1 pseudogene is annotated in these 1,432 nt (G+C 49.3%); it reads right to left on the reverse strand.

Annotated elements, in window-relative coordinates:
• Positions 1–225: 225 nt before the first annotated feature.
• Positions 226–1,432: pseudogene (locus tag D8U71_RS28290) on the reverse strand (hypothetical protein); the annotation flags it as partial.

Raw genomic sequence — 1,432 nt, forward strand, 5'->3', positions numbered from 1 at the left:
GGGCGGGGGAAGTTGGCTACTGTCAGATCTGACAGTGGAGGGTGGTTTTGCGACGGATGGTAGGTCGCTGCGGATGCAGGTCGTGTGGGAGCGAGCCTGCTCGCGAATGCGGTTATTCAGTCGATATTTCAGTGATTGATACTCAGTCTTCGCGAGGAGGCTCTTCAAACGTCGCAGGATCTGTGTCCCACTATAAATTCCACCCCTTTTTCTGATAAGGCTTTATCAGCTCCAACGTATGTCATCAAAATAAAGTCCTCCGCCTGCTTCCCCTGTTGTATCTATTTCAAAGTAAGCAACGTAACGCCCCGCGGGCGCATCAAACCCGAATCGCTCGAAATTGTTGCCAATCAGCGGAAGTTTCCTAGCGTCGAATAACTGCTCACTAGCATCAAAAAAATAGATGTTGTTGATTGAATGGGCGTTGTGAAATAAGAACTCTACTTTTTTGGCGGAACCCGGTAAGCCAAATTTTCCGCGTGAGTGTCTTTTAAGGAATAGTATATGATTTCCACTCCTGTTTTCGATAAATGAAAACTCTCTACCCTCCAGAAGAGTAAAAGATAATCCACTTTTGAAATGTGCGGGTGTGTTTATCAAGAATTTTTGAACTGGTTCAGTCTGCCAGTTTTCAAAGCCGGAGACAGCATCAAGCGTCTTGATTGTGTAAATTTTTCTAGGGAAAGTCACTGTTTCCGCTTCCACTTGGCTGCCTGTCAATCCAGCTTTGAACTCCACAATTAAATTACTTCCATTTTTTAGGTTTTTCAGTACTGCAAGAGGAACTGCTTGCGTGTAATAACCTTGGGAGATCCAGGTGGAGTTGGTTTTTCCAGCAGGCGGTTGCCAGAACGTCTGGGTGTATAACGTGTTATCAGTGTTGGTCCCCTCCAGTCGCAGCCATACGTATTGCTCCAGAGCTATGTAAGGGTAACTGTTAACTCGCATGGTAACCTCGCTAGGCTGCTGACTAATGTCCAGCTCAGGTCCCTCGCCCCCATTGGCTGCTTGTATAATGAAAGGCCTGCCCATCGCTGGGTCTTCATTCGCAATTGCCTGCACCGTCAGCGTCGAAGGTAAGGAATTATACGGCTTCCCGTTAATTGCCACGAAGTAACTTACCACTACCGATTTGCCCAGGTTATTAGGCACCACTGTGTTTGGAATCGAAACCTCATGAGGCCCGGCAGTACTCAGGTTGATCGGGGTGGTAGTGTGGCTGCCGCCACCGGCGGTGCCGGACCAAGTTACGCTCAATTGCGCGCCGATGAGCAATGGGTTGGCCGGGATAATCGCTGTAAGCATGTCTTTGGCAGCGAACGGGCTGAGGATGTTGTCGGGCGCTTCTTTGATGGCTGGAGCTTTAAAGTCCAGCATCGCTTCGCCGATGATCTCGGCCTCGGCCGTTCTGGAGTGCCCAATGACGGTGCCT

Origin of the sequence: Pseudomonas sp. Sample_21 (assembly GCF_004307525.1) — a bacterium.
GTDB classification, from domain to species: Bacteria; Pseudomonadota; Gammaproteobacteria; order Pseudomonadales; family Pseudomonadaceae; genus Aquipseudomonas; species Aquipseudomonas atacamensis.